The 17,935-nt window shown below is 71.5% G+C and carries 19 protein-coding genes and 1 pseudogene; 6 read left to right on the top strand and 14 right to left on the bottom strand.

Going from position 1 to position 17,935, the window contains the following annotated elements; genetic code table 11:
* Positions 1-399 carry an effector-associated constant component EACC1 gene (locus AC067U_RS03620; protein WP_478827934.1) on the bottom strand — a complete coding sequence of 133 codons (399 nt, stop codon included), beginning with the start codon at positions 397-399 and terminating at the stop codon, positions 1-3.
* Positions 400-652: 253 nt separating this feature from the next.
* Here AC067U_RS03620 and AC067U_RS03615 point away from each other — a divergent pair, with 253 nt between their 5' ends.
* A complete protein-coding gene (locus tag AC067U_RS03615; protein ID WP_478827933.1) occupies positions 653-1,207 on the top strand; it encodes an RICIN domain-containing protein in 555 nt (184 codons plus the stop codon).
* A 139-nt stretch (positions 1,208-1,346) separates the two neighbouring features.
* On the opposite strand, the gene AC067U_RS03610 is transcribed toward AC067U_RS03615, so the two are convergent.
* From AC067U_RS03610 to AC067U_RS03595, 4 genes and pseudogenes are all read right to left on the bottom strand, one after another.
* Positions 1,347-1,583 carry a hypothetical protein gene (locus AC067U_RS03610; protein ID WP_478827932.1) on the bottom strand — a complete coding sequence of 79 codons (237 nt, stop codon included), beginning with the start codon at positions 1,581-1,583 and terminating at the stop codon, positions 1,347-1,349.
* Positions 1,584-1,910: 327 nt separating this feature from the next.
* Positions 1,911-2,792 (bottom strand): phosphotransferase enzyme family protein, encoded by an 882-nt coding sequence (locus AC067U_RS03605; RefSeq protein ID WP_478827931.1) that lies wholly within the window; start codon positions 2,790-2,792, stop codon positions 1,911-1,913.
* Positions 2,793-2,870: 78 nt separating this feature from the next.
* Complete coding sequence (locus AC067U_RS03600) at positions 2,871-3,401, bottom strand: pyridoxamine 5'-phosphate oxidase family protein (RefSeq protein WP_478827930.1); 531 nt, start codon at positions 3,399-3,401, stop codon at positions 2,871-2,873.
* Between the two features lie 112 nt (positions 3,402-3,513).
* Positions 3,514-3,780 (bottom strand): annotated as a pseudogene (locus tag AC067U_RS03595) (MarR family winged helix-turn-helix transcriptional regulator); the annotation flags it as partial.
* A 66-nt stretch (positions 3,781-3,846) separates the two neighbouring features.
* On the opposite strand from AC067U_RS03595, the gene AC067U_RS03590 reads away from it, so the two are divergent.
* Complete coding sequence (locus AC067U_RS03590; RefSeq protein ID WP_478827929.1) at positions 3,847-4,536, top strand: MBL fold metallo-hydrolase; 690 nt, start codon at positions 3,847-3,849, stop codon at positions 4,534-4,536.
* Between the two features lie 30 nt (positions 4,537-4,566).
* On the opposite strand, the gene AC067U_RS03585 is transcribed toward AC067U_RS03590, so the two are convergent.
* Entirely contained in the window at positions 4,567-5,592 is a 1,026-nt protein-coding gene (locus tag AC067U_RS03585) for a hypothetical protein (protein WP_478827928.1), read from the bottom strand.
* A 120-nt stretch (positions 5,593-5,712) separates the two neighbouring features.
* Here AC067U_RS03585 and mgt point away from each other — a divergent pair, with 120 nt between their 5' ends.
* Genes mgt through AC067U_RS03570 form a run of 3 tightly spaced genes read left to right on the top strand, consistent with a single transcriptional unit; the run spans position 5,713 to position 8,266 of the window.
* Positions 5,713-6,936, top strand: coding sequence for a macrolide-inactivating glycosyltransferase (mgt, locus tag AC067U_RS03580; RefSeq protein WP_478827927.1), 1,224 nt, complete (start codon positions 5,713-5,715; stop codon positions 6,934-6,936).
* Positions 6,933-7,490: a DUF1697 domain-containing protein gene (locus AC067U_RS03575; protein ID WP_478827926.1), complete on the top strand. Its 558-nt coding sequence runs from the start codon at positions 6,933-6,935 to the stop codon at positions 7,488-7,490. The genes mgt and AC067U_RS03575 overlap by 4 nt, the downstream gene beginning before the upstream one ends.
* 41 nt (positions 7,491-7,531) lie before the next feature.
* Positions 7,532-8,266 (top strand): DUF7873 family protein, encoded by a 735-nt coding sequence (locus AC067U_RS03570; RefSeq protein ID WP_478827925.1) that lies wholly within the window; start codon positions 7,532-7,534, stop codon positions 8,264-8,266.
* A gap of 460 nt (positions 8,267-8,726) precedes the next feature.
* On the opposite strand, the gene AC067U_RS03565 is transcribed toward AC067U_RS03570, so the two are convergent.
* Positions 8,727-9,572 (bottom strand): aldo/keto reductase, encoded by an 846-nt coding sequence (locus AC067U_RS03565; RefSeq protein ID WP_478827924.1) that lies wholly within the window; start codon positions 9,570-9,572, stop codon positions 8,727-8,729.
* A gap of 44 nt (positions 9,573-9,616) precedes the next feature.
* Between AC067U_RS03565 and AC067U_RS03560 the strand changes: the two genes are divergently transcribed.
* Positions 9,617-10,618 (top strand): ketopantoate reductase family protein, encoded by a 1,002-nt coding sequence (locus tag AC067U_RS03560; protein ID WP_478827923.1) that lies wholly within the window; start codon positions 9,617-9,619, stop codon positions 10,616-10,618.
* 583 nt (positions 10,619-11,201) lie between these two features.
* Here AC067U_RS03560 and AC067U_RS03555 read toward each other — a convergent pair.
* The 7 genes from AC067U_RS03555 to cysC all read right to left on the bottom strand — a co-directional run bounded on the left by AC067U_RS03555 (position 11,202) and on the right by cysC (position 17,919).
* Entirely contained in the window at positions 11,202-12,044 is an 843-nt protein-coding gene (locus AC067U_RS03555) for a sirohydrochlorin chelatase (RefSeq protein ID WP_478827922.1), read from the bottom strand.
* A 2-nt stretch (positions 12,045-12,046) separates the two neighbouring features.
* Entirely contained in the window at positions 12,047-12,931 is an 885-nt protein-coding gene (locus tag AC067U_RS03550; protein WP_478827921.1) for an ABC transporter permease, read from the bottom strand.
* Positions 12,918-13,709 (bottom strand): ABC transporter ATP-binding protein, encoded by a 792-nt coding sequence (locus AC067U_RS03545; RefSeq protein WP_478827920.1) that lies wholly within the window; start codon positions 13,707-13,709, stop codon positions 12,918-12,920. The genes AC067U_RS03550 and AC067U_RS03545 overlap by 14 nt, the downstream gene beginning before the upstream one ends.
* 33 nt (positions 13,710-13,742) lie before the next feature.
* Complete coding sequence (locus tag AC067U_RS03540) at positions 13,743-14,873, bottom strand: aliphatic sulfonate ABC transporter substrate-binding protein (RefSeq protein ID WP_478827919.1); 1,131 nt, start codon at positions 14,871-14,873, stop codon at positions 13,743-13,745.
* A gap of 216 nt (positions 14,874-15,089) precedes the next feature.
* Complete coding sequence (locus AC067U_RS03535) at positions 15,090-16,421, bottom strand: sulfate adenylyltransferase subunit 1 (RefSeq protein WP_478827918.1); 1,332 nt, start codon at positions 16,419-16,421, stop codon at positions 15,090-15,092.
* Positions 16,422-16,423: 2 nt separating this feature from the next.
* A complete protein-coding gene (cysD, locus tag AC067U_RS03530) occupies positions 16,424-17,377 on the bottom strand; it encodes a sulfate adenylyltransferase subunit CysD (RefSeq protein ID WP_478827917.1) in 954 nt (317 codons plus the stop codon).
* Complete coding sequence (gene cysC, locus AC067U_RS03525; RefSeq protein ID WP_478828278.1) at positions 17,374-17,919, bottom strand: adenylyl-sulfate kinase; 546 nt, start codon at positions 17,917-17,919, stop codon at positions 17,374-17,376. Before cysC ends, cysD begins: the two co-directional genes overlap by 4 nt.
* Positions 17,920-17,935: the final 16 nt, after the last annotated feature.

Below are 17,935 nucleotides of genomic sequence, written 5' to 3'. Positions count from 1 at the left end.
TCAGCCCAGCTGTGGCCGCTCGCCGTCCTCCGGCGGCATCTCGGCTTCCCGCAGTGTGCCGGCGAGTTCGGCGGTCAGTTCCTTCAGGCCGGCGGCGTCCAGATCGTGCACCCGTTCCGCCGACAACTCCATCGTCGTCCCGTCGGAACGGGTCACTTTGAAGCCGGCCCGGCCGCCGCGGCGGATGTAGGCGATCAGGATGCCGGCGACCAGCGTGGCCGGTCCGCCGGGCTCCAGCGCCACCATCAATACGTCGGTCACCGCCCCCAGCTTGCCGGGTTCGGCCGGCGCCGGCTCCAGACCGACCCGGCCGCGGAGTTCTTCCTCGGCCAGCAGCCATTCGCGCAACGACCGGAGCTGTGTTCCGGCTGCTCCGGAATCCCCGTCGAGTGCGGTCACGCTCACCACCATGTGTGCCCCTCCCCGTGGCGACTGGGTCCAAGTCTTCCCTGGGAAGCGGGAGTTCGCACGGGGAATCCGATTTCGCGAGGCGGGTGGTGAACGCGCGGCGTGCAGGAACCGGAATGCGCCGGGTGTACGCGCCCGCGCCTGCGCAGTGCACCTCCACGCTGATGTCCGGGGAGGTCGAGCCGCTGCCATGCTGTGGCCCGCATCGCGTCGTTGATCGGATCATCACTCAAGGGGAGCAGAGATGAGCGAAACTCGCCGTCGCATCATGGCCCGGCTGGCAGCACTGGCCCTGACCCTCACCGCCGCGGCGTCCACGACGGTGGTCTCCGACACGTCCCCCGCCAGCGCCGCCGAAGCCCCGGGCGAGCGGCGCAGCATCACCCTGTCCAACATCCGCAGCGGTCGCTGCGTCAACGGCCCGGGGGGCGACGGTGGAAACCTGCTGATTCTGAAGTGCAATTCCGGCTGGGGGCACGACCGTTGGGACCTGGTCAAGGTCAAGGACGCCTTCGGCAACGAGGTGCCGCGCCAGTACTTCATCGTGAACACCGCCACGAAGGCGTGTCTCGAGGTCGGCGGCTGGTCGACGGCCAACGGTGCCACCGGCATGACCTTCGGCTGCCACAAGGGGACGAACCAGATCTGGAAGCTCACTCCTTGGAGCAACGGGTACTACGAGTTCCGGAACCTGGCGTCGGGCAAATGCCTCGACGCCCGGTTCGTCGAGGAGTGGACGGACGTCTTCCAGTGGGGGTGTCACGGCGGCGGGGAACAGCAGTGGTGGATCGGCGGGTGAGTCAGCTGAGGTGTGAGGCAGCCCGAGGTGTGAGGCGCCTGAGGTGTGAGCCGCCGGAGGCGTGAGGCACCTGCCGGGCCGTCCGGCTCCGGGCCGGCCCGGCGGGTGCGGGGCCGGCCGGAGCCGCGGCGCGTGCGGCTCAGACGCCGTCGTCGGCGCAGAGGGCCCAGGCGTCGGCGTAGGTGTTCGGGGAGCTGCCGCCGCCGGTGTGGGTGTAGGCCGTCCAGTACGCCGCGGTGGTGGTGCCGTCGGAGACCGGGGTGCCGCCGGAGTTGCTCGGGTAGCTGCCGTTGAGGTGGTCGCCGACCGAGCCGGGGCCGGTGAAGTTCGTCAGCGCCTTCCCGGTGGCGAAGCGCCGCTGGGAGCTCTTCTTCATGGGGTTCTCGCTCTCTGTGTCCCCGGACGGCGGGCGCGCCGGAGCACGCCCGCCGGTGGTGGCGGACGAAGGTGGAAGAGGTGATGAGAGGCCCACGGCAGAGCGGTGCCGGGGGTGGAGTCCTGAGGGAATGTCGGATCCACCACCGAGCGGCGCGGACCAGGGGCGGAGGAGTGGCCCGCGACCCGCTCGGCGGATTGCGCATGCGGACCTTATCAGTCGCTCGCGATCGCATCTACTGCTTGAGTGGGCTGATCCGATCGCAAATGCATGGGTGATTCTGTCGATGGCATTGCATGTGCGGATGGATGTGCGTGCCGGTCCGGGTCAGAAGGCGTGCCAGCGGACCTCGGCCGCGCCTTCGCGGAGGGAAGCCACCCGGCGGCGGAACTCCGCCAGGGCCGCGGGGTTGGCGGGGGCGTGCTGGGCGACCCAGGCGCAGCTGGCGGTCTCCCGGGCCCCGCGCAGGACGGCGCAGCCCGGCCAGTCGCGGACGTCCCAGCCGTAGCCCGTGACGAAGGCGTCGTACTCGGCCTGCGGGAGCCCGTACCGGTCGCGGGAGAGGGCCATGACCACCAGGTCGTGTTCGCGGAAGTCCGCCGAGAAGGTCTCCAGGTCCACCAGGACCGGCCCCTCCGGGCCCACGTGCACGTTGCGCGGCAGCGCGTCGCCGTGGATCGGCCCCGGCGGCAGGTGCGGTACGAGGGCGGCTGCCTCGGCGGCGAAGGAATCGCGGCGGGCCCGCAGGTACCCCGCGTCGGCCGGGTCGATCGCGTCCCCGGCGAGCCGCAGCCAGCGCTCCACCCCGCCCAGCAGGTCCCGACCAGGCAGCCCGAACGGCGGCGCCGGCAGGGCGTGCACCACCCGGAGCAGCTCCGCCAGGTCGGCGGCGGCGGCCGGCCGGACCGCGGCGGGCAGGCGGTGCCACACGGTGACCGGGTGCCCTTCGACCACCCGCGGCTCCGGCTCCGCCGCGCGCACCGCCGGAACACCGGCCTCCGCGAGCCATCCGGCGATCCCCAGCTCGCGCTCGGCGCGCGGCAGCAGCTCCGCCGACCGGCCGACCTTCACCACCAGCTCGTCGCCGAGGGCGAACACCGCGTTCTCACCGAGCGCCAGCAGCTCCGCCCGTTCGGCCGGCCCGGTCCGTCCGGCGCTTCCGGTCAGCCCCGCCGACTCCAGCAGTTCCCTGGCCCGCGCCTCGTTCATGTCCGTGCTGTCCTGTTCCGCCGTGCCCGTTCCGCCGGCGCCCAGTCTCGCACCGGCCGGAACGTGCGGCCGGGCCGGTCAGGCCGGGGGCGGCGCGATGAGCTTGGCGAGGTCGGGGGCGTAGACGGTCATCCAGTGCGGATGCAGCCGGTAGTAGACCACCTCGTTCTCCCAGTCGAAGACGTCCTCGCCGTAGAAGTCCTTGAAGTGCGAGAGCAGCTCGGGCCAGTCCGCGGCCGGCTCGCCGTCCGGGGGGTTGAGGACCTCCACCGTTCCGTGGGTGAACACGCCCAGGTCCTCACCGCGCAGGTGCGCCGCGCTGACGGCGGGACGTACGGCGAGGTGACGGGCCTTGGCCGCGGTGCGCGCCGTGCCGAAGTGCCATTTTCCGCGCAGGAAGTGACCGTCCACCGCGCTGATCCGCGGCTCGCCCTTCGCCGTCACCGTGGACAGGGCGAGGGTGCACATGCCGGTGAGCACCCGGGTGAGCTGCTCCGCGGTCAGGGTGCGTTCGGTGTTGATGATCGAGCGGAGGTGCGAGGTGGAGCGGGAGAGTGAAGCGTTGAGGAGGGCCTGGAGCTCTGCGAGGTCTTCTGCCGTTTCGCGCATTGGGCCACCGTATCCACGGCCGCACGCCCTCCGGTCGGGATTTCCGCGGCGATGGGCCGGTGGCCGCGAGCAGGCCACTGCCGTGGTGCGGGTTCTGAACCAGGGCCCGCGGTCACGGGCGGACGACGGCCCGCTCCAGCAGGCCGTGGAGGACGCGCTGTTCCTCCTGGCTCAGGCCGGACAGGGGTGAGTCGGCGTGCAGGAGATCGAGGAGGCGCTCGCGCAGTGCGCTGCCCTCGGGTGTCAGGACGAGGTGCTTGGCGCGGCGGTCGGTGGGGTGCGGGTGCCGCTCGACCAGGTGCTGCTTCTCCAGCTTGTCGATGACGAAGGTGGTGTTGGAGGGCTCGCAACTCATGCGTTCGGCGAGCTCCCGCATGGTCTGCCGGACAGCTCCGACGAGGTGTGGGCCGGGCACCAGGAGTACCTGGACGCGGGAGGCCGCCTGGTGGGGAGCGTCGGCAGCCTGCTCGTGGAGCACGGCGACCGCGCGCTGCTGATCGACACGGGCTTCGGCCCGCAGACGTACCGGGCGCCGGACGGCCCGCTCGACGTGATCCGGGGTGGGGCGCTCCTGCGCGGCCTGGCCGAACTCGGCCGCACCCCCCAGGACATCGAAGCGGTGGCCTTCACCCACCTCCACGCCGACCACCTCGGCTGGGCCTGCCACCCCGCCCCCGGCGGTGACCGGCTCGCGTTCGCCCACGCCGACCACCTGGTCTCCGAACAGGAGTGGGCCGGCCGTGACCTCCCGGAAGCCCAGGGCGTGGCCGAACAGGTCGCCGCCTTCGCGCCGCGCGTGCGTACGGTCACCGACGGGCAGGAGGTCTTCCCCGGAGTGCGGGTGCGGATCACCCCCGGGCACACCGTCGGGCACGCCGAGTACGTCATCACCGGGGGCGGCCGGCGCCTGATCGCCTTCGGTGACGCCATGCACTCGCCGATCCAGGTCGACCACCCCGACTGGTCCTCGGGCTTCGACCACGACCTTGCCGAGACCGCCGTGCACCGCCGGCGCCTCCTCGCCGAACTGGCGGAGCCCGGCACGATCGGCTTCGGCGTGCACTTCGCCGACGTGGTCTTCGGGCACGTCCGGCAGGACGGGGACGGCCCGGCCTGGCGGCCCCTGGACGACTGACCCGGTGGAGCGCCTGGATCGTCGCCGGGTTCAGAAGGACGCGGTGGCGGAGGGGGTGCTCCCGTTCTGCGCCTGCTGTGCCCGGTCGGCCATCATCCGTCCGAGTGCGGTGAGGGCGGGCTCCAGGTCGCCGGCGGCCGTCGTGTAGCGGACCCAGACGGTGACCGTCCCGACGAGGACCCCCGCTTCGGCCTCCTCGATGGATTCGTCGTCCTCGTTGAAGGTGTTCTTGCCTGGGGTGAACCGGAAGGCCGTACTGGTGTCGCCCATGGACGGGAACGACATGAGGGTCTTCTCCGAGGAGGTCGTCAGCTTCCTGCGCATCCGGTCGAACACCTGGGCGGCGTGCGGGGCGCTGTCGAAGGCCGCGACGTAGAGGACGGCCGTCTTCTCCGGTCCCTCGCGCCCCATGGTCGCCAGCGCGGTGAACAGCTGCCCTTCGCATTCGGTTTCGCAGCTTCGTTCACCCGTGGTCACCGCCGGATCGCCGGTGCTCTTGAACTCGGCCGGCAGGCTGTCCCTCTCGGGAAGGACGCTCTTGACGGTGGCCATCTCGGTGAGGGGAGCCACCTTGCGGCTGTCACCGTCGTTGCCCAGCATCTGCACCACGCTGCGGAAGCCCAGTGCCACCAGCAGGGCCAGGACCACACCGATGGCCGCCAGAGTGACCACGGTCCCCGTGGTCTTCTTCAGGTGCAGCGGGCCGACGTTGATGGCGGCGTGGTTGGCGTTGCCGCCGATGTGGACGTGCTGGGTGACGGTCGGCGGGTGCGTCGGGACCGGCGGAACCGCGGGCCGGAGCGCGACCCGCAGCAGCTCGGCGAGCCCGGGGTCCCCCTCCAGCTCCACGGTCAGGCGGGCCCGCACCGCCTCCGTCGCCTGCTGCGATCCGGGGTCCGCGTCCCAGAGCTCCAGCGCCCCGCGTCCTTCGTCCGAGTGGCCGAGGCGGCTGCGCACGAGCTCCGAGAGGCGTGTGAAGGCGGCGGTTCCGGCGCCGGACGCCGCGCCCGAGGCGAGGGCGGCGACGGCGGCACCCGCTAAGTCCGTAGGTGACATGGGCACATCTTTGCGGAGCGGAGGGCGCTTCCGAAGGGGAGCCGGTCAAGTGCGAAGGCGCCGTCCGCAACAGCGCAATCATGTTGCACGATACGTTTCGTCTCGCTTAGCGTGTCGGACATGACCACAACCGGGCCCGCCCACATCGCCATGTTCTCCATTGCCGCGCACGGCCACGTGAACCCGAGCATCGAGGTGATCCGAGAGCTCGTGGCCCGCGGCCACCGGGTCAGCTACGCCATCCCCGCCTCCTTCGCCGAAAAGGTGGCGGAGACCGGCGCCACACCCGTGATCTACACGTCCACCCTCCCCACGGACGACGACCCCGAAGCCTGGGGCACCGAACTCATCGACAACATCGAGCCCTTCCTCGACGACGCGATCCAGGCCCTCCCCCAGCTCGCCGCCGCCTTCGAGGGCGACGAGCCCGACCTCGTCATCCACGACATCACCTCCTACCCGGCGATCGTCCTCGCCCGCCGCTGGGGAGTCCCCGCCGTCTCGCTCTCCCCGAACCTGGTCGCCTGGGAGGGGTACGAGGAGGAGGTCGCCGAGCCGATGACCGCCCCGCTGAAGGCCACCGAGCGCGGACGGGCGTACTACGCCCGCTTCCGGTCATGGCTCGACGAGAACGGCATCCCCGACGACTCCGACCGGCTCATCGGCCGGCCGCGCCGCAGCATCGTGCTGATCCCCGAGGCGCTCCAGCCCCACGCCGACCGGGTCGACGCGTCCGTCCACACCTTCGTCGGCGCCTGCCAGGGCGAACGCAAGGAGCAGGGCAGCTGGCAGCGGCCGCCCGCGGCCGAGGGCAAGAAGGTGCTCCTGGTCTCCCTCGGCTCCAGCTTCACCAAGCAGCCCGCCTTCTACCGGGCCTGTCTGGACGCCTTCCGCGACCTCCCCGACTGGTACGCCGTCCTGCAGATCGGCCGGTTCACCGACGAGGCCGAGCTCGGCGGCATCCCCGCCAACGCGGAGGTCCACCGCTGGGTGCCGCAGCTCGACATCCTCCGCCAGGCCGACGCCTTCATCACCCACGCGGGTGCCGGCGGCAGCCAGGAGGGCCTCGCCACCGGCACGCCCATGGTCGCCGTACCCCAGGCCGTCGACCAGTTCGGCAACGCCGACATGCTCGCCTCGCTCGGCGTGGCCAGGCACCTCCCGATGGCGGAGGCCACCGCCGAGGCGCTCCGGGAGGCCGTGCTCGGCCTGGTCTCCGACCCGCAGGTCGCCGCCCGGTCCGCGGAGCTCCGCGCCCGGACGGCCGCCGAAGGCGGCACGCGGCGGGCCGCCGATCTCATCGAGGCCGAACTGTCGTACCCCCGCCCTATGGTTCGGGGATGACCACCGAAGTGAAGAAGTACGCCGCGCTGTTGCGCGGGATCAACGTCGGCGGCGCCAAGAAGGTGCCGATGGCCGACCTGCGGACCGTACTCCAGGAGCTCGGCCACACCGGGGTCCAGACCTACCTGCAGAGCGGCAACGCCGTGTTCGAGGCCCCGGAGCAGGCCCCGGAGGTCCTGGCCCGGGCCCTGGAGGCCGCGATCGAGGCCCGCTTCGGCTTCCGGGTCGCCTGCCTGGTCGTCGACGGCGCGTACCTGCGCGCGGTCGCCGAGGCCTGCCCCTTCCCCGCCGCCGAACTGGAGGGCAAGCAGCTCCACGCCACCTTCCTGTCCGAACAGCCGACCGAGGAGCGGTTCGCCCACATCGACCGGGAGGCGTTCCTCCCCGAGGAATTCCGCCTCGGCGACCGGGTCCTCTACCTCTACGCCCCCGAGGGCCTCGGCCGCTCCAAGCTGGCCGAGGCCCTCGCCCGCCCGGCGGTCACCAAGGGAATCGACACGACCACCCGGAACTGGAACACCGTCGCCAAACTCGTGGAACTCACCGGGAATTAAATCGGGTGTGCGAGCGGCGGACGGGTTGTTAGCTTCTTCCCGTGCCGAAGTTGAATCAGATCATCGCAGTGGAGAAGGGCGTCAAGTCCAAATCCCTCCAGGAGCTTTCCCAGGCCCACCACGACGTCCAGAAGCCCGCGCTGCTCGCCGGCATCTCCCGGACGTACCAGCCCAAGGACGAGGAGGGCGAGCAGCTGCCGCCCGAGTCCACCCGGGTGCAGGTCAAGGCCGAGGACGTGCTCCGCGACATGGCCGGGACCCTCACGCGGCTGTTCGACGTGACGGCCACCAAGGACTGGGCCAACCGCACCGCCGCCGCCGACGTCGTGGTCGAGGGCACCGTACTGCTCGCCCAGGTACCCGTCCCCTACCTGCTCTTCCTCGAGAAGCAGCTCACCGACCTGCACACCTTCGTACGGAAGCTGCCGGTGCTGGACGCGGCCGAGTCCTGGAGCCCCGACCCCTCCACGGACTGCTGGAAGACCGATCCGGTGCGCACCATCCGCACCAAGAAGGTGCCGCGCAACCACGTGAAGGCGGAGGCCACGGAGAAGCACCCGGCCCAGGTCGAGGTGTACTACGAGGACGTGCCGGTGGGGTACTGGACCACGGTGAAGTTCTCCGGCGCGCTGCCGGCCCGGCGGGTCAACGAGCTGGCCGACCGGGTCGAACGGCTCCAGCAGGCGGTCAAGTTCGCCCGCGAGGAGGCCAACGCCACCGAGGTCACCGACGAGCGCGTCGGAGACGCGGTATTCGGCTACCTGTTCCGCCCGTAAGGAACGAGGAGCCCCGAGAACCCCCTCCTGGAGCGGAGGGTGCGCGATGAGCGCAAAAAGGAAAGCTGAAACTGACTGTTGAAGCTGACGGAGAGGCGCAGTTGGGGGTTCGAATCCCTCCCCCCGGCACGAACAGGCCGGGGTGGCCCAAATCGGAAGAGGCGGCCTCGTCAATCTCAGATTCTCGCTCCAGTCTCAGCATTCGCCGCCGAACGCCGGATCGACCGAGCGCGGACGACCATCGACGGATGGGGGTTCAACTCCCCTCTGCGCCTCTCTTCATGGCGCGGTAGTTCAACGGTAGAACACGTCGATCTCAGAATGATCAGCGACTCTTAAAAGCCGCCGGCGTGTGCAATTGGGTGGCACACAGGAGCCCGGGAGCGCGGTAGCTCCCGGGCTCCGTCACGCCCACATCAGGTCACGACACCACACGTCACGACACCACACGTCACGACGCTCATACCAGGACGTCCAGCAGTTCCAGCTCGCGCGGGGACAGCCGGATCGTCGCCGCGTCCAGGTTCTCGTCCAGGTGGTCGAGCGAACCCGTACCGGGGGTGGGGCACAGCACCGGCGAGTGGTGCAGCAGCCACGCCAACGCGATCTGGCCCGGCCCCGCCCCGTGCTCCGCGGACACCGTGGCCAGCGCCGCCGACGGCGTACGGGTCAGGCCGCCGCTGCCCAGCGGGTAGTACGGCAGGAACGCGATCCCCGCCGACTCGCACAGCTCCAGCACCGGCCACGAGGACCGGTCCAGCAGGTTGTAAGGATTCTGCACGGCCGCGATCGGGGTGAGCGCCAGCGCCTCCTCCAGCTGCTCACGCGTCACCGTGTCCAGCCCGATGTGGCGGATCTTGCCCTCTCGGCGCAACTCGTCCAGCGCCCCCAGCTGTTCCGCCATCGGCACCGCCGGGTCCAGCCGGTGCAGCTGGTACAGGTCGATGGTGTCCAGCCGCAGCCGGCGCAGGCTCGCCTCGCACATCGCCCGCAGGTCCTCCGGACGGCCCGCGACGTGCCACCGGTCCGGACCGGTCCGCACCACCCCGCCCTTCGTCGCGATGACCAGGTCCTCCCGGTACGGGTGGAGGGTCTCCGCGATCAGTTCCTCCGCCAGCTCCGGCCCGTAGTTGTCGGCGGTGTCGACGAGCGTGACCCCGCGCTCGACCGCCGCGTGCAGCAGCGCCCGCGCGTCCGCGGCCTCGCCGCGCGGCCCCCAGTAGCCGGGGCCGACCAGACCCCCCGTACCGAACCCGAGCCGCCGTACCGGCAGATCGCCACCCAGATGGAACGTGGAAGTATCCATGCCCCGACCGTAACGCAGGCCCCGCCATGTGCCAGGCTCAATCCATGCGGTACATCATCATCGGCGCGGGCGCGGTCGGCGCCACCATCGGCGGCCGGCTCGTGGAGTCCGGCCATGACGTCGTCCTGGTCGCGCGGGGCGCACACGCGGCAGCCCTCCGGGCGGACGGGCTCAGGCTCACCACCGCGGACGGCACCCGGACGCACCGCCCGCCGGTCGTCACCGGCCCTGATGAACTGGGCGAACTGCGGCCGGACGACATCCTGCTGCTCACGGTCAAGACGCAGGACGCCATCGCCGCGCTCGACACCTGGGGCGACGCGGAGGTCGCCGGCGGCGGCACGGCCGCGCAGCGGCTCCCGGTGTTCTGCCTGCAGAACGGGGTGGAGGGCGAGCGGCTGGCGCTGCGCCGGTTCGGCACGGTCTACGGGGTGTGCGTGTGGCTGCCGTCGACCTTCCTGGAGCCGGGCGCGGTCTCGGCGCTGTGCGAGCCGCTGACCGGCATCCTGCACATCGGCCTGGCGGCCGGCGGTACGGACGCGCGGGCCGAGCGGGTCGCCGCCGACCTGGCGAAGTCCGGGTTCGAGGCCCCGGTGGTGGCGGACGTGATGCGGTGGAAGCACGCGAAACTGCTCGGCAACCTGGGCAACGCCATCCAGGCGACCACGGGCCCGGCGCCCGAACCGGCGAAGGCGGCCCTGCTGCTCCGGGCGATCCGCGAGGCGAAGGCGGCCTTCGCGGCGGCCGGCATCGCGTACACCCCGGAGGAGGAACAGTCCGCGGCCCGCGACGGCAAGGTCAACCAGCCCGCGGTGCTGCGGGGCGGCTCGTCCTGGCAGAGCCTGGCGAGGGGCACGGGCTCCATCGAAGCGGACTACCTGAACGGGGAGATCTGCCTGCTGGGGCGGCTGCACGGGGTTCCGACCCCGGTGAACGACGTGCTCCGGCACGCGGCGAACATCTTCGCCCGCGAAGGGCTGCCGCCGGGCTCCATGTCGATCGAGGACCTCACGGCCCTGGCCGACGAGGCGACCGCGCGGGCGTAGCCACGCCCGCGCGTACCCGCTGCGCGGATTCCCCTCCCCGCCCCATTCCCGGAACCGGGGCTCGCGCCCCGGACCTCTTCGGGGCTGCGCCCCGGACCCCCACGGCGGGGTCCCGGGAGCTGGTTGCGGGGCTGAGCCCGTACCCGGGGACCAGGTACGGGACGGGTGCGGGGCCGACGGGATTTGAACCCGCGGGGCTCGGGGCCAGGTCCGGCCACCTGCCACTGAGACCCGCGCCTCCCGGGGACCTCCGGGATTCGCGGACTGCAATCGGCCGCTCTGCCACGGCCCCGCACCCTGCGGGCCCGCGCGCGGACCCGCTGCACAGGACCCTACGAGTGGCCGCCCGCATGCGGCATCCGGTTTTCCCGCGGCCCGGCAGGGCGGGGGTGCCGGGAAGGGCGCCGACTGGAGCCCGTACGGCGGGCGGGGTGTCCGAGGCGCGGCCCGGAAAGCGGGGCGCTGTCGCAGGGGCCGGGCGCACAGCCCTGCCACCGGGTCCGGGGCGCAGCCCCGGTTTCGGGATGGGAGTCCCCCCGGACGGAGTCCGGGGGAGGGTGGGGAGCCGAAATCCGCGCAGCGGCTACGCCGTCAGGGCGGGGGCCGCCTCGACCGCCAGGGCCTCGTCGTAGCGGGCCACGAGCAGGCGGGCCAGTTCCGGGGCGGCGCCCAGGACATCGGCCAGGACGTCCGCGCCGGCCTCGGCCGCGCCGGCCGCGATACGGTCCGGCAGCCGGCCGGGAGCGATGACGTACGGGGCGACCGCGATGCGCCGCACGCCCTCGGCACGTAGCTCCCGGACCGCCGTCGCCACGTCCGGCAGTGCGGCGGAGGCGAACGCAGGCCGCACGGCACACCAACCGGTGAGCCGCCACTCCCGCGCGATTTCAGCGATCACTGCGATCGCCTCCGGGTCGGTGGAACCGGCGGACGCGAGCACGACACCGGTCGCGGAGCGGTCGGCGGGCGAGATACCCGCCTCCGCCAGTCGGCGCTCCAGCGCGGAGACCAGCAGCGCCGAGGGCCCGAGGACCTCCGTCACGCGGACCGAGAGGCCGGGCAGCCGGGTGCCGGCCTCGGCCAGCACCGCGGGAATGTCGGCCTTCGCGTGGAACGCCCGGGTGAGGAGGAGCGGCAGCGCCACGACCTCCCGGACCCCGTCGGCGTGGAGGGAGGACAGGACCTGGGGCACCGACGGTGCGTTGAAATCCAGGTACGCCGTCTCCACCCGCAGTCCCGGCCGCAGCGCCCCTGCCCGACGGGTCAGGGCGTGCACGGTCGCGGCGTGCCGCGGGTCGCGGCTGCCGTGGGCGATGACCAGCAGGACGGGCCGCCGGTCCGGCCCGCCGGTCCGGACCCCCCGGGGGGAGGCCGGACCGGGCAGGCCGGGCAGGCCACCGGGATGCGCGAGTCGTGCGGGACCCATGATCAGCTCTTGACCAGCAGGCCGCGGCTGCGCAGCACCCACCGCTCCAGCGGGCTGAAGATCAGCAGGTCGATCGCGATGCCGACGATCAGGATCAGGATGATCGCGAGGAACACGCCCGGCAGGTCGATGTTGTTGCGGCCGTTCTCCAGCAGCTGGCCCAGTCCCAGACCCAGGTCGGGCGAGGAGGCGATGATCTCGGCGGCCATCAGCGAACGCCACGAGAACGCCCAGCCCTGCTTCAGACCGGCCACGTAGCCGGGCAGCGCGGCCGGCATGACCACGTGCCAGACGCCCTTGACACCGGTGGCGCCCAGCGTGCGCCCGGCCCGCAGGAACAGCGGCGGCACCTGGTCCACGCCGGAGACGAGACCGTTGGCGATCGACGGGACGGCGCCCAGCAGGATCACCGTGAACATCATCGCGTCGTTCAGGCCGAACCAGAGCACGGCCGGCGGCACCCAGGCCACCGAGGGCAGCGACTGCAGGCCCTGGAGGATCGGGCCGATCGCGGCCCGGACGAACTTGACCCGTGCGACCAGCAGGCCCAGCGGGGTACCGATCGCCAGGGCAAGCGCGAAGCCGAGCAGACCGCGGGAGACGGAGGTCCAGATGACCTCCAGCAGGGTCCCCTGCAGCCACATGGCGGAAAGGCTGTCCCAGACCGCGGACAGCGGCGGCAGCTTGGTCTCCTCGGTGATCTTCGCGGAGACCAGGACCTGCCAGACCACCAGGACCAGGGTGACCGCCAGGAGCGGTGGGAACACCTTCTTGACGAGGACTTCCCGGACCGGCGTCCGGCGGATCTCGACGGCGTCGAGCGCGTCGAGACCGGCTTCCAGACCCGCGAGGTCGTCCGTCTTCGCCTTCGTGTCAGTGCTGGCCATGGCGGCGGATCTCCCCACGCAGGTGTTCAGTGATCTCGACGGACAGCTCCGCGACGTCCGCGTCCTCGATGCGGCGCGGCTGCGGGATGTCCACGGTCCATTCCTTCGCCACCCGGCCGGGCCGGGACGAGAGCAGGACCACGCGCTGGGCCAGGCGCACGGCCTCCCGCACGTTGTGGGTGACGAACAGGACCGACACGCCGGTCTCCGCCCAGATACGGGTGAGCTCGCCGTGCAGCACGTCCCGCGTGATCGCGTCGAGCGCGGCGAACGGCTCGTCCATCAGCAGCAGCCGGCTGTCCTGGGCCAGCGCCCGGGCCAGCGCCACGCGCTGCCGCATGCCGCCGGACAGCTCGTGGACCCGCTTGCCGTACGCGCCGCCGAGCCGGACCAGCTCCAGCAGCCGCTCCGACTCCTGCCTGCGCTCGGACTTGGCCACCCCGCGCAGCCGCAGGGCGAGTTCGATGTTCTTGCCCGCGGTCAGCCACGGGAACAGGGCGTGTTCCTGGAACATCAGGGCCGGACGGCCCGAGGTCTCGATGGAGCCCTGGGTCGGCCTGTCCAGTCCCGCGACCAGGTTGAGGAGCGTGGACTTGCCACACCCCGAGGCCCCCAGGATGGTGACGAACTCTCCGGGCGCGACATCGAGGCTGATGTCGTCCAGGACGAGCTGCGCACCGGCCGGGCCGGAGAAGGACTTGGAGACGTGCTCGATCCGGGCGGCGTGCGTCTCCGCCGCTACGGTGCCTTCGGCAGCCTTGGCAAGCGTGGTGGCCATGGTCGTCACCTCCTGGGGGTTCGTTACGGGGACTTACTTGGTGCCGAGGCCGGCGTCGGAGACCTCGGGCTTGCCGGCGGCCTTCAGCACCTTGTTCAGGAGCGTCAGGTCGTAGATGCCGGCCAGGTCGGGCTGCTCGATGAGCTTGGCCTTGACCGCGTAGTCGGCCTGGGTCTTCAGGGTGGCGGCCAGCGGGTCGTCGGTGATCGCGATGCTCGGCCACGCCGGGTCGATGACCGCCGGGGCCAGCTCCTTGCCGGTCTCCGCCTTCAGCGCCGCGTTCGCGGACGCCTTCGCCTTGTCCGGGTTGGCGTTGATCCACTCGTTGGTCTTCACCGTGCCCTTGAGCACGGCCTCGACGACGTCCGGGTGAGCCTTGAGGAACTTCTGCGACACGATGATGTTCGTGATCACGAACTTCTTGTCGGGCCACAGCTCGGTCTCGTCGAGGAGGACCTTCGCGCCCTCGGACACCAGCTTGGAGGCGGTCGGCTCGGGCACCCAGGCGCCGTCGATGGAGCCCTGCTTGAAGGCGTCCGGGGCCACCTTGTTGTCCGTGCGGACGACGGAGACGTCACCCTTGCCGGACTCGGGGTCGACGGACCACCCCTTGGTCCCGATCCAGTTCAGGAAGGCCACGTCCTGCGTGTTGCCCTTCTGCGGCGTGGCGATCTTCTTGCCCTTGAGGTCGTCCAGGGTCTTGATCTTGTCCGGGTTCACGACCAGCTTCACGCCGCCGGAGGCGGAGCCGGAGATGATCCGCAGGTTCGAGCCCTTGGACTTCACGTAGGCGTTGATCGACGGCGAGGGGCCGATGAAGCCGATGTCCAGAGAGCCGCCGTTGAGCGCCTCGATCTCGGACGGGCCGGCGTTGAACGCCTGCGGCTTGATCTTGGTGCCGCCCAGCTCCTTGGCGATCAGGCCCTCCTGGAGGCCGACCAGGGCGGTGGCGTGCGTCAGGTTGGGGAAGTAGCCGAGCCGGACCTCGGAGGCGGACAGCTTCTTGCCGTCGGCCGCCACGTTGGACTTGCCCGAGGACTCTTCCTTCTTGGCCTCGGAGCCGTAGCCGCAGGAGGCGAGGACGCCGATCAGCAGCGGCAGGGCGGCGGCAGCGGCGATGCCGCGGCGCAGGGTGGTCGTGCGGGTGGTACCGGTGGCAGGCACGGGAGAGCTTCCTCTCGTGACGCGCCGTCAGTTCATGCGGCGCGTCTTCGTCGGTGGAGCAAGGGCAGATACGGCTCGTGGGGGGTGAGGGCGCGCAGGCAGTGCGCGTACGTCATCGCACACATCGCGCCACTCCTCCCTGGCCGCTGCCGAGGGCGCCGCTGCCGACACGGCCGCCCTCCTTGGCGAAGGTGGAGAAGATGTCCACGGACATCGTCAGAAGTCCCAGCCTTCCTCGTCCGCTACGGCGGCGGTCTCGGCCTTGGAGGCGAAGGACTCGCCCGCCATGCCGGCCGCCAGGGTGGTCCCGTCCGCCGGATCGATCAGCAGGAAGGAACCGGTGCGGCGCGAGTCGGCGTACGCGTCGAGCGCGAGGGGCTCGGCGGTACGGACGACGACGCGGCCGATGTCGTTGGCCACCAGCTGACCCGGGTTCGGGTGCTGGGAGAGGTCGTCGAGCGTCAGCTTGGACGGGATGTCCTTGACGATCGCCTTGACCGTGCGGGTGGTGTGCTTGAGCAGCACCCGGGCGCCCACCGTCAGCGGCTGGTCGGCCACGTGGCAGACCGTCGCCTCGACGTCCTGCGTGGTGGCCGGCGCGCTGCCGGCCGGGGCGATCAGGTCGCCGCGGGAGATGTCGATGTCGTCCGCCAGGCGGAGCGTCACCGACTGCGGGGCCCACGCGATGTCCACGGACTCGCCCAGGGCGTCGATTCCCTCGATCACCGAGGACTTCCCCGACGGCAGGACGGTCACGGCCTCGCCGACACGCAGGACGCCGGAGGCGATCTGGCCCGCGTAGCCGCGGTAGTCCGGGTGCTCGGCGGTCTGCGGACGGATCACGTACTGCACCGGGAAACGCGCCGGGCAGGCCGTCAGGTCGTGGCTGACCGGGACGGTCTCCAGGTGCTCCAGCACCGTCGGGCCGCCGTACCAGTCCATGTTGGCGGAGGGCTCCACCACGTTGTCGCCGGCCAGCGCCGAGATCGGGATCGCGGTGATCTCCGGGACGCCCAGCTCGGAGGCGTACGTGGTGAACTCCTCGGCGATCTTCGCGAAGACCGCCTCCTCGTAGCCCACGAGGTCCATCTTGTTGACCGCGAGGACCACGTGCGGGACGCGCAGCAGGGCGGCGACGGCCGCGTGGCGGCGGGTCTGCTCGACGACGCCGTTGCGGGCGTCGACCAGGACCACGGCCAGCTCGGCGGTGGAGGCGCCGGTGACCATGTTCCGGGTGTACTGCACGTGCCCGGGGGTGTCGGCCAGGATGAACCGGCGGCGGGCGGTCGCGAAGTAGCGGTAGGCCACGTCGATGGTGATGCCCTGCTCCCGCTCGGCCCGCAGGCCGTCGGTCAGCAGCGCCAGGTCGGGGGCGTCCTGACCGCGGTCGGCGGACACCCGCTCCACGGCCTCCAGCTGGTCCTCCAGGACCGACTTGGAGTCGTGCAGCAGGCGGCCGACCAGGGTGGACTTGCCGTCGTCGACGGAGCCGGCGGTCGCGAAGCGCAGCAGCGTGGTGGCGCTCAGCTGCTCGGTCGTGCTGGTCATCTCTAGAAGTACCCTTCGCGCTTGCGGTCTTCCATCGCGGCCTCGGACAGCTTGTCGTCGGCGCGGGTGGCGCCCCGCTCGGTGAGGCGGGAGACGGCGATCTCGGCGATCACCGCGTCGAGCGTGGTGGCGTCGGAGTCGACGGCACCGGTGCAGGACATGTCACCGACGGTGCGGTAGCGGATCAGCCGCTTCTCCACCGTCTCGGTGTCCTTCGGACCGCCCCACTCGCCGGCGGTCAGCCACATGCCACTGCGCAGGAAGACGTCCCGCTCGTGCGCGAAGTAGATCTCGGGGAGCTCGATGTTCTCGCGGGCGATGTACTGCCACACGTCCAGCTCGGTCCAGTTCGACAGCGGGAACACGCGGACGTGCTCGCCGGCCGCGTGGCGGCCGTTGTAGAGCTGCCACAGCTCGGGGCGCTGACGGCGCGGGTCCCACTGGGAGAACTCGTCGCGCAGGGAGAACACGCGCTCCTTGGCGCGGGCCTTCTCCTCGTCGCGGCGGCCGCCGCCGAACACGGCGTCGAACCTGTGCTGCTGGATCGCCTCGGTCAGCGGAACGGTCTGCAGCGGGTTGCGGGTGCCGTCCGGGCGCTCGCGCAGCTTGCCGGCGTCGATGTACTCCTGGACGGAGGCCACGTGCAGGCGCAGGTTGTGCTCGGCGACCGTGCGGTCCCGGTAGTCGATGACCTCGGGGAAGTTGTGCCCGGTGTCGACGTGCAGCAGCGTGAACGGGACCGGCGCCGGGGCGAAGGCCTTCAGCGCCAGGTGCAGCATGACGATCGAGTCCTTGCCGCCGGAGAACAGGATCACCGGCTTCTCGAACTCGCCCGCCACCTCGCGGAAGATGTGCACGGCCTCGGACTCCAGGGAGTCCAGGTGCGACAGTGCGTACGGCGCGTCGGCGTCCGATTCGCCGGAGGCGTTGTGCAGGTGCGTGGCGGCGGTGGTCATGCCAGACCCCTCTCGGTGAGCAGCGCGTACAGGGAGTCGGCCGACTCCTGCACGGACTGGGTGTGCGACTCGATACGGAGGTCCGGGGACTCCGGCGCCTCGTACGGGTCGTCGACCCCGGTCAGCCCGGAGATCTCGCCCGCGGCCTGCTTGGCGTACAGGCCCTTCACGTCCCGCTCGGAGCACACGTCGACCGGGGTGGCCACGTGCACCTCCAGGTAGTCCGTCGCCGCGGCGGCGTGCCGCTTGCGGACGGCCTCGCGGCTGTCGGCGAACGGGGCGATCACCGGGACGAGGGCCTTGACGCCGTTGCTGGCGAGCAGCTCGGCGACGAAGCCGATCCGCTGCACGTTGGTGTGCCGGTCCTCACGGCTGAAGCCGAGGCCGGCGGAGAGGAACTCGCGGATCTCGTCGCCGTCGAGGACCTCCACCCGGTGGCCCTCGCCGCGCAGCCGCTCGGCGAGCGCGTAGGCGATGGTGGTCTTGCCCGCGCTGGGCAGACCGGTCAGCCACACCGTGGCTCCCTGGCCGGTCACGCTCATCCGCTTCTCCGTGGGT

It is taken from the genome of Streptomyces sp. NPDC043853, from assembly GCF_056436025.1.
The sequence above is the reverse complement of the archived record's forward strand: the minus strand, read 5'-3'. Positions and strand labels throughout refer to the sequence as shown.